Source organism: Reichenbachiella sp. MALMAid0571, from assembly GCF_040151475.1.
Taxonomy (GTDB): Bacteria; Bacteroidota; Bacteroidia; order Cytophagales; family Cyclobacteriaceae; genus CAXBNB01.
In genome coordinates, this window is the sequence record NZ_JBDKWG010000146.1 from 1 (window position 1) to 10608 (window position 10608).

General features: G+C 39.2%; 9 protein-coding genes. 3 read left to right on the forward strand and 6 right to left on the reverse strand.

The window, feature by feature from the left end:
- From AAOP42_RS18210 to AAOP42_RS18235, 6 genes are all read right to left on the reverse strand, one after another.
- Window positions 1-2178 (reverse strand): penicillin acylase family protein (locus AAOP42_RS18210; protein ID WP_349530001.1); only part of this gene is annotated, 2178 nt, incomplete at its 3' end.
- A 160-nt stretch (window positions 2179-2338) separates the two neighbouring features.
- Entirely contained in the window at window positions 2339-3226 is an 888-nt protein-coding gene (locus AAOP42_RS18215) for a type II restriction endonuclease (RefSeq protein ID WP_349530002.1), read from the reverse strand.
- A 49-nt stretch (window positions 3227-3275) separates the two neighbouring features.
- Window positions 3276-3641 carry a hypothetical protein gene (locus AAOP42_RS18220; RefSeq protein ID WP_349530003.1) on the reverse strand — a complete coding sequence of 122 codons (366 nt, stop codon included), beginning with the start codon at window positions 3639-3641 and terminating at the stop codon, window positions 3276-3278.
- Window positions 3622-4407 carry an HNH endonuclease gene (locus AAOP42_RS18225; RefSeq protein WP_349530004.1) on the reverse strand — a complete coding sequence of 262 codons (786 nt, stop codon included), beginning with the start codon at window positions 4405-4407 and terminating at the stop codon, window positions 3622-3624. Before AAOP42_RS18225 ends, AAOP42_RS18220 begins: the two co-directional genes overlap by 20 nt.
- A 105-nt stretch (window positions 4408-4512) precedes the next feature.
- Entirely contained in the window at window positions 4513-4770 is a 258-nt protein-coding gene (locus AAOP42_RS18230; RefSeq protein ID WP_349530005.1) for a hypothetical protein, read from the reverse strand.
- Window positions 4771-4916: 146 nt separating this feature from the next.
- On the reverse strand, window positions 4917-5324 hold the full coding sequence (locus tag AAOP42_RS18235; protein ID WP_349530006.1) for a MaoC family dehydratase: 408 nt from the start codon (window positions 5322-5324) through the stop codon (window positions 4917-4919).
- Between the two features lie 168 nt (window positions 5325-5492).
- Between AAOP42_RS18235 and polA the strand changes: the two genes are divergently transcribed.
- The 3 genes from polA (at window position 5493) to AAOP42_RS18250 (ending at window position 10581) form a co-directional block, all read left to right on the forward strand.
- Window positions 5493-8300 (forward strand): DNA polymerase I, encoded by a 2808-nt coding sequence (gene polA / locus AAOP42_RS18240; protein WP_349530007.1) that lies wholly within the window; start codon window positions 5493-5495, stop codon window positions 8298-8300.
- Between the two features lie 269 nt (window positions 8301-8569).
- Window positions 8570-9445 (forward strand): 3-keto-disaccharide hydrolase, encoded by an 876-nt coding sequence (locus AAOP42_RS18245; RefSeq protein ID WP_349530008.1) that lies wholly within the window; start codon window positions 8570-8572, stop codon window positions 9443-9445.
- 23 nt (window positions 9446-9468) lie between these two features.
- Window positions 9469-10581, forward strand: a complete 1113-nt coding sequence (locus AAOP42_RS18250) for an acyltransferase family protein (protein ID WP_349530009.1) — start codon at window positions 9469-9471, stop codon at window positions 10579-10581.
- Window positions 10582-10608 lie beyond the last annotated feature (27 nt).

Here is a 10608-nt window from a genome sequence, read left to right on the forward strand (position 1 = left end):
CCCGGCATTTACCTCGTATTTTCCTGTTTTATTAAAATGAAATTTCAAATTGTTGATGACCATGTTGCTCCCATCTACCTCAAAAGGCCCAACGTTAAAAAATTTCCTTAGTGCTTCTACTTTCCCAAAAGGATGGTTGTGTTCCAGCGTATGTACTTTCCCCCATTTCCAATTGTCTATGTCATTTCCAAGTTGATTTTCGAGTTCTACCATGCCTTCATTGATAGCAGCGATAAAGATATCCGTTCTGGATTCTTGCACCTCTTTCGTGGTTTTATTATCCCACCAGGCAGTGCTGTCATTGGCAAACAAAGGCTGAAAACTGCGCTGAATCATATGAGTGCTAAACAGTTCGTTAAAATCCTTTTCCCCCAATTCATCTTCCATTGCTGCTGCCAGTATTTTATAAATCCATTTATTATAAATTACGGGCGCATTGTCTATGGCATAGAAGCTGCCACCCCAGCCGTTCAATATTTTTAAAGCCTTTTTAGAAAAATCAGAAAGCCTTTTATCCTCTCCTATTCCATCCATAATGGAAGCAACTACTTCAGGCACATTTTCAGATGTCACGTCAAGTGCCATTTGTTTCATTTCTCCGGCATCAAATTTTTCTTTCTTCTCCAACAAAGACACGATTCTTCTGGCCCGGTTTTCCGGAGCATAATGTCCCGGATACAATTGACCGGAGGTCAGCCTGGTTTGATTGTTGGCACTATATACATAGTTCCAGGGTGGGTTTTCGGTTTGTGGGTTTTCAGAAAAATCATAAAACCCCATAGGGTCGTATTTTCCGGAAGCCCCATTGTTGAACAGAGCACTATGGGCACTATCGGCTCTGTGAATTATTTTGGCAGAAGCCCACCAACCAATATTCCCCTCTGCATCGCCATACATTACATTGAGGCCGGGTGCGTGAATAGTACTGGCAACTTCTCTTGCCTGGTCAATATTTTTTAAGTGATTTGTTTTGTATAAAATTTCCAAAATAGTGCCTGCAGTTTGGGTAAATGTCCAATACATGCTGACCGGATCATGCTTTAAGTCCAGCACATCATTGACAATCGGTCCGTGCACGGTGCTCCTCACAGTCATGGTGACATCAGAGCTGTCTTTTACCATAATGGTCTCCTCTCTGGTTTCAATATTTTTGAGTTCCCCTTTGTGTTCATATTGATCAGGATTGTTTGGTGAGATTTTTTCCTGAAAAAAATCTATGTCGTCATTGGTAAACATGGTAAGACCGATTGCATATTGGCGAGAATGCCCAAATACCCCAAAGGGCACTCCTGCGATATGATAACCGTAGAATGAAAACCCGGGTGCTTCTAAATGTGCCTCATACCAAACAGCAGGTTGTGAAAAACCTACATGAGGATCATTTTCAAGAATTACTTTACCTGATTTTGTTTTTTCCGGACCAAGTACCCAGCTGTTGCTTCCCATCCATATTGCAGCCGGAAGATTATTCATTACCTCACTGGCATACTCAGACAATGCTGTTTCAGCATTTATTTTCGGATAGTTTTTTATGGGCAATGTCTTTTCACTCAACCCCAAATCAAGGGCATTTAAATAATCTACTCCCAGTTCCTGCTGGATTTTAGTAAGGATGGGTTCTACCCGTTGGGCAGAAGCAAAACTGAAACCCATGTAGCCAATGGCATTGTTGATGTCGATCAAAGTAAAAGGCGCTTTTTCTATGCCAAGTATGGTAAACTCAATTGGAGTTTGTCCTGAGGTCACAAAATGATTAACCCCTTTCAGGTAAGCATTAGCTGTCCTTTTTATTTTTTCATCAGCTTCAGCATTAAACTTTTCTACAGACTCTTTGGAGTATTCATTGATCCCTAATGTCCTGAAAAACTTATCGGTTTTCACCATGTCTTTTCCAAATATCTCAGACAGTCTGCCAGGAGCTATTCTCCTGACTATTTCCATTTGAAACAGCCTGTCCTGAGCATGCACATAACCCAAAGCCATATAAGCATCTTCCTCCGATTGGGCATAGATGTGCGGAATGCCATAGTCATCAAAAAATATTTCCACTTCACCGGACAGGCCTTTGAGTGTTAACTCTCCTGAATAAGTTGGCTTGAGTTGTTGAATGTACAAGTAACCACCTGCTGCAACCAGCAACAGAATAACCAGTAAGGTCACTATTATTTTTTTGAGCATTTGTATGTTGTTTTTGGGAATGAAAAGTTAACGACAACAAACTGCTATGGCAAATAAAGAGGTTGATTTTGGGGTTTTTACCATGAGGAAGGGCAGTCAATACTCTTTATCAAGTTTTGATTTGTTCATTGGATATGTGGCACTTGGTAATATATATGGCTTAAGGGGTTGGTTTTTTCTGAGTTGCGTTCACAAATCTTACAAATTGTTCGAGAGTTAGTATGTCACCACGATGTTCCGCTGAAAAACTGGTCAAATAAGCTCTGGGAACTACTAGTTGAACTCCATATTCGTTCATCTCTTGAAGCTGATTCTTCGAAATTCCTTGTTGCAGTGTGAACAGATGCTTTGTTCTGATTCGATCTGCTTCGTTAAGAATTTGCCTCCATCTATCCTTGCATGTTGTTTTTGAAGCGAGGAGAATTAGTTTGTTTTCATCAAATTCTGGGTTGTTATAAAGTTCTATGTTGGGAAATAGAAAATCTGGTTTTTTGTTGTTTTCAGTTGTTACTTGAGTTTGGAATATCAGTTCGAAAACTCTGAAAACTTCCTCTAAATGATGTTCAAGAGATTTTCCTGCTCTACTTTTCCTTCTGTTTAGTATTGTGTTTGCGGTTTTAACCAAGTCTTCAACTGTTTGAAAAGGAGTTTGGATGATTTCCGAATATCTATCATTTTCAATGGTTTTGAAAAGATCATATTCGGCTTCTAACCAGTTCAAAAGTTCTTTATCAGGATGAGTCTTGATTTGGTTTGGTGTTACATTGTATGATGAGATGTAACAGGTTCTGGCGTTGGTTGCTAAATCAATAGTTGGAGGAAAGTCAATATCTAACGTGTGGACGTAGGCAATAAAACATTGAAGGAGCCGATCTTCCGAGGTTTGTTCTTGCTGCTTCGGAATTATGGCATTTGTTTCCGTCGATGAGATATTTAGAGCGGCGAAGAAATCCTCAATATCCTCATCGCTACTTAAAACATAGCCTTCGAAAAAATCAGCAGACTTTTTTACCAAGACGAGTAGATCACCTACGTTATCGTCCGTCAAAAAAGGAAATCCTTTGCCAAATCTCGTTGACGATATTCATCTCTAGCGCCTACACCTCCCTACGAGTCGGTCTATCCACTATATTTTGTGCCGCTTCTATCCCTCTCGCAAAGCAATCTAGAAAATTTTGTGCGCTAATTACCTCTGTTGGCTTTTCATTAGTTAATGAGAATTTTTCGAATTCATACCAATCGTGATCCATTTCAGGATCAAATTCATAATTTTCCAAACGAGGCACTTTTACTTTGTCAGGATAAAAAAACTCACCATCTATTAAGCAAGGCTTGATTTTTTCTGTGGCAACATCTGGTTCTATTAGTGTTGGATTTTTAAATACAGCACTACCAAACTGTTTGTAGTTACCTGCATCACGATACAAATACTCAAACTTTAGGTTATTTTCTAAATCGTTCATTGTTATGATATTTAAGAAATTCCGGATCGGGTAAGAATTTGGAAGGTAGTATTATTTCTTTCTGGTCATATTGTAGAAAGTATTCACCTATTGCTTTGTCTTTACTTTTCTTTAGCTCTTTTGATACTATAATCCTGTAGTCAGGAGAAATCGTGAACAATCCGTTTTCAAAAGCCTTATCATGCAAATTATTCATCGCAAAACCGTTTCTTGGATTCAGTCTGTTTTTTTCATCAAGACTCCATGGTTTGATGTGTCCTGCAACAAGTAATTCTGGTTGATCAATTCCGGTAATACAGCATTTATAGTTATAGGATGCAAGTATTGTCTTTCTGAAAAACGATTGGTTAACTCTTACCTTAATCCGGCTTTCTCTTTCTTTTCCCTCTGTTTGTGATAAGAGTATCTCCGTTTCTAAGTCATCAAAACTCTTTTTTTCAAAGTAAGCCAAAAGCCTTTCACTTTCATATGCAGCTTCATCCCAATTTAAATAAAATTCGTCCCAGATTTCTTTATCGAGCTTACTTGAATTTGAAGCACCTTTGATTCCCCGAACTTGGAGACTCGGATCAAGACTGGCAAAATTTACTAACTTATATGCCACAGAACTTGGGGTTCTTTCAATAAGATTAGATAGATGAATAATCTCAAGATTTCCTTTATGGAGTTTGCCAAAAGGCAGCTTACAATAAAGGTTTATTGCAAGAATTAATTCCTCTCTCGTCCAAAGTCTTTGACCTTTTTGCATATCAACTAAAATCGACATTTTTTTGACTTCACCAGACCAGAACCGCAGAACTTTCCAACCGGATTATTCTAATTTCAGATTAACTGTTTTGCCTCTATTGATATTGGATTCAACCTTATTCCACTAGAATTCACGATTGGTTTTGATTCTGTGTTTTTCTGTTTGCCAGTCCTTTCCATGAAAGTCTTCACTATCTACAAAAATAGCAATTTTGTGTTTCTTGAGGCTGAAATCAGGCTTACCAAACACAAATTTTGAATTACTTCTAAACCTGTAAACTCGTGTCCATAATTCCTTTGCAAGTTTCACCTCCATTTTGGTGTTCTTGCTTTTTATGGCTTTCATGTTTTTCGTTCTCTGTTCAGGTGTTAGAACGTCCATGTACAAATTTAAAAACCGCAAAGGCGAATAGCAAAACTTAAGCCCTTCAGATTTTTTTGAGTTGAATTATTTTGCAAAAAACCAAATGCGCTGAAATGTGCGGTTAGTTTTTCTGCATAATAAACATAGTTTACTAAAGCCACTCCTTAAGGCAACTGCTCCTTGTTCATCATCTCTGCCCAGCCGTCAATCACGATTTTTCCTCTTTCCAATTCGAATACCTGAGTGGAAACCACAGCGGTGTGTTTGCCTTCACGTGTTTCTGTGATCTCGAAACGGGCTTCATATTCTTTGCCTGGAAAAACCGGACGCTTGAATTCCAGCTTCTGACCCAGATAGATCGACCCATGTCCGGGAAATTCCGTGCCCAGCACTTTTGAAAATACGGAAGCTGAAAAGATTCCATGAACAATGGTTTGTTTGAACGGCGTATTGGCAGCAAACTCCTGATCAATATGGATGGGATTGTCGTCACCACTCAATTGGGCAAATGCATTTACCTGCTCCTGAGTAATGGTAAATTTGGATGTGTAAGTATCTCCTAGTTTTAGCATATGCCAAAAATACGGACAGAAAAGCAAAATTAAAACGATGACTTGGTGAAATCACCACTATGTCGAGGGATGAGATAGAGCCATTGGCCTCTTCATATTATGATTTTTTCGAGCGGTTTTTCTTACTATTTCTTAAGTAACCAACGACTAAATACTTATTTTTACTCCATGAGTAAACCAGAGAAAAAACTATTCTTACTAGATGCTATGGCTCTAATTTACAGAGCTCACTTTGCATTTTCAAAAAATCCAAGAATCAATTCCAAAGGAATGAATACCAGTGCAGTGTTTGGTTTCGTCAATTCTTTATTGGAAATATTAAAAAAAGAAAAACCTACGCATATAGCAGTAGCCTTTGATACCAGTGCTCCGACTTTCCGACACATTGAGTTTCCGGCATACAAGGCACAACGGGAAGAAACACCTGAAGACATCAGGATAGCGATTCCCATTATCAAAGATGTGGTTAAAGCGTTCAACATTCCGGTACTCCAACTGGATGGGTTTGAAGCGGATGATATCATTGGAACTTTTGCAAAAATTGCGGCAAAAAAGGATTTTGAGGTTTTTATGATGACTCCCGATAAAGATTATGCCCAGCTAGTGGAGGAGCATATTTATCTGTACAAACCTGCCTTCATGGGCAATGGTGTTGACATACTCGGCATACCGGAAGTACTGGAAAAATTTGAGATTGAAAATGTAGATCAGGTCAGAGACATTCTTGGACTTCAGGGTGATGCAGTGGACAATATTCCGGGGATTCCGGGAGTGGGTGCAAAAACGGCAATCAAATTTTTGCAGGCATATGGCACTGTAGAAGGTCTTCTGGAAAATACCCATGAACTAAAGGGTAAAATGAAAGAAAAGGTAGAGGAGTTTGGTCAACAGGGAATTTTATCTAAACAACTGGCTACAATAAAAATAGATGTTCCTATAGAATTTGAAGAAGAAAAATTAGTGTTGGTTGATCCTGATGAACCAAAAGTCAGGCAAATCTTCGATGAACTGGAATTTAAAACCACACTGAAAAGAGTATTCGGAGATGGAAATGATGAACCTGCTCCTACCGCAAAACCTTCAAAAAAAACGAAGACTCCCGATTCTCAGTTGGGACTTTTCGGATCACCTGAGGAAGCCCCTGCTCCTGTAGTTGTAACAGAAAAAAAGTCAATCCTAAATACTGAACATGACTATTACCTCGTAGATACTGCCGAATCAAGAAAATCCTTAGCTAAGTATTTGTCTTTACAAAAGGAGTTTTGCTTTGATACAGAAACTACCAGCGTAAATCCGGAAGAAGCCGAACTGGTAGGAATTGCATTTTCTTATGTACCGGGAGAAGCCTATTATGTGTCCGTTCCGGAGGATCAGGCTGAGGCACAAAAAATAGCTGACGAATTCAGGGGGGTTTTAGAAAACAAAGACATCATCAAAATCGCACACAACCTGAAGTACGACATTCAGGTGATGAGAAACTATAGTATTGAGGTGCAGGGAAAAATGTTTGACACCATGCTTGCCCATTATATTTTGGATCCTGAGACCAAACACAAAATGGATGCACTGGCTGAAAACATGTTGTATTACACACCAGTACCCATTGAGGATTTAATAGGTAGTGGAAAAAACCAGAAAAACATGCGGGATATAGATGTGCAAACCGTCACAGAATATGCCGCCGAAGATGCTGATATTACGCTCCAGTTGAAACATCTGCTGGCACCACAAATAGAAGAGCAGGGGTTTTCAAAATTACTGCATGACGTGGAAGAACCTTTGTCAGTGGTGCTTGCTGACATGGAGTATAATGGAGTAAAAATCGATACTGCCGTTTTGGAAGTGATGTCCAAAGAACTCAATGAGCTGAGCATAACCGCTCAGAGCAAAGTTTTTGAATTAGCTGGTCAGGAATTCAACTTGAGTTCGCCAAAGCAGTTGGGTGAGATTTTATTCGACAAAATGAAGCTGGTGGACAAACCCAAAAAAACCAAAACAGGCCAATACGCTACCGGAGAAGATATTTTAACAAGACTAGCCAAGGAACACGAGATAGCCGACAGTATTTTGGAATTCAGAGAATATCAAAAACTGAAGTCCACCTATGTTGATGCTCTGCCCAAACTGATCAGCAAAAAGGATGGGTTGATTCACACAGATTACCGTCAGGCGGTAGCTGCTACCGGGCGCTTGAGCTCCAACAATCCCAACCTTCAGAATATTCCTATTAGGACTCCCAAAGGTAGGGAGATTCGAAAAGCATTTATTTCCAGAGGAGATGATTACAAAATATTTTCTGCCGATTATTCTCAAATAGAATTGAGAATAATTGCAGCATTGGCAGGAGATGAAAGCATGATCGATGCTTTTAAAAATGGCAGAGACATCCATGCTACCACAGCGTCAAAAGTTTTCAAAGTACCCATGGAGGAGATGACCCCAGACATAAGGCGTAAAGCCAAAGAAGTTAATTTTGGTTTGATTTATGGGATCTCCGCTTTCGGGCTGTCTCAAAATATAGGTATCTCCAGGACAGAGGCTGCTGAAATTATTGAAGCGTACTTTACTGAATTTCCAGCCATTAAAAAATACATGGATGATTCTATCAACAAAGCCAAGGAATTGGAATATGTAGAAACTATTCTTGGAAGAAGAAGGTATTTGAGAGACATCAATTCAAGGAATGCAACCGTTAGGGGCTATGCCGAAAGAAATGCGATCAATGCACCTATCCAGGGAAGTGCTGCCGATATGATCAAAGTAGCCATGATCAACATTCATCAATGGATGAAAAAAGAAAAGCTGCGGTCTAAAATGATCATGCAAGTACATGATGAATTGGTATTTGATGCTCATGTGGATGAATTGAGTTTGTTGAAATCCAAAGTGGAGGAACTGATGAAAGCCGCAATCCCTTTTGATGTGCCTATGGAAGTGGGCATGGGAGAAGGCAACAACTGGCTGGAAGCCCATTGATAATTGAACTTTTGGAAATGATTGTGACAAACGGTATCCGTAAAATCATCCTATATTTAAACGCCGTGAAATGATCTGGCTTAATTGTTGTTCACAATTTTTTTATAAGAAAAATGGCTAAAAAGAGCGTGTTCTCGTGGACACAAAAATCATTTTCCATTTAGGAATTAGCTAAAAAAACGAATTTCCAAAGCAGAAAGAGTTGAAGGAAAGCGATGGATTTATAAGATTAGTTTACTTTTATGAAAATTAACCAAACCAAACCTTTTATGAATTCAATATTAAATGCTGCCAAAGCGTTAATAACCCTTCTTTTATTCGCTATTATATACGGTTGTACCTCTACCACTCAGAATGCTGATGCAGCAAAAGAAGAATGGATTCAACTGTACAACGGAAAAGACATGGCAGGCTGGACTCCCAAGATTGCGGGATATCCGGTAGGTGAAAATTTCAATAATACTTTTCGGATTCAGGATGGTTATTTGTCTTCCTCTTACGATGATTACACAGAATTTACCAATGAATATGGCCATCTGTTTTATAAGGATAAATTCTCTCATTACCGAATAAAAGCCCGATATCGATTTGTAGGCGAACAGGTAAAAGGAGGAGCAGGGTGGGCTTACCGGAATAATGGATTAATGCTTCATGCACAATCTGTTGAAAGCATGGGACTGAAACAATCCTTTCCTATTTCATTGGAAATGCAATTGCTGGCTGGAAGTGGCGAAGGAGAAAGATCTACCGGAAACTTATGTACCCCAGGAACGAATGTAATATTAGATGGTGAATTTTTCACTCCTCACTGTGTCAACTCAACCTCTAAAACCTATCATGGTGAACAATGGGTAAATGTTGAAGCTATAGTTTTGGGTGATTCTATTGTTCATCATGTAGTAGAAGGTGACACTGTATTAACTTTCACAAACCCTACAATGGGAGGGACACTCGACTTTGCTGATCCGGCAATACTTATCGAAGGAAAATCGATCGGTGAAGGCTATATTACCATTCAGGCAGAAAGCCATCCCACACAATTTGCGAGCATAGAGCTACTTGATCTCTGCGGGTGCAAAGACCCCAAAGCCAAAAACTATAAATCATACTATATCAAAGACGATAGAAGCAAGTGCAAGTATTAATTTTTGATAACTAAATTTTTAAGATGAAACAAATTATTAACCCCCAACGCCTTTATTCACTGGATGCCCTTCGTGGATTTGATATGTTCTGGATCATGGGAGCAGAGGAGATTTTTCACAAGATGGCAGAAATTACTGAAGCTCCTTTTTGGCATGTACTGGCCGTACAATTTATACATCCTGATTGGCATGGGTTTGCCGCCTATGACATAATCTTCCCACTGTTTTTGTTTTTGGCCGGAGTTGCCACACCATATTCTCTTGGCAAACAAATAGAAAAAGGAGAAACTACAAACAGCCTGTTATTCAGGGTAATCAAAAGGGGGTTGATATTGGTACTTCTGGGAGTTGTATATAACAATGGGCTGAAAATCATGCCTATTGAAGAAATCCGATTTGGAAGTGTGCTGGGCCGTATCGGTTTGGGGTATATGTTTGCCAACATTATCTTCTTATACACCAAGCAAAGAGGACAGATTATTTGGTTTTTCTCCATTCTTATTGGCTATTGGTTGTTATTAACCTTGGGTTCTGCTCCGGGATTTCCTATGGGAGATATGACTATGGAAGGAAACATTGTGTCTTATCTGGATAGAATTCTGATGCCAGGTAGGTTATACCTTGGTATTCACGATCCTGAAGGATTGGTTTCTACCATTCCTGCTGTTGCTACCGCACTACTTGGTATATACACAGGGAACCTGTTGAAAAATACTACTGAAGCCGACAAAACAAAAACTGCCTTGCGTTTGGTGATTATAGGAGCCAGCCTGATTGTAGTAGCTCAAATCTGGAACTTGTTTTTCCCTATCAATAAAAACCTTTGGACTAGTTCTTTTGCACTACAGTGTGGAGGAATCAGCATGATCCTGATGGCTACATTTTATTATATCATCGATATATTAGGGTATGTGAAATGGGCATTCTTCTTCAAGATAATTGGGATGAACTCCATACTTATCTATATGGCAGGAGATTTTATCAAATGGTCTTATACTGCATCTGCCATGTTTGGTTGGTTGGGACAACTTGTAGGAGAACCGTACAATGCCGTAGTGATGGTATTTGCTTTCCTTGCCGTACAATGGGGATTTTTGTACATAATGTACAAACAAAAGCTCTTTTTACGGGTTTGATTTATTGACCTGATTTTAGGCTACAAA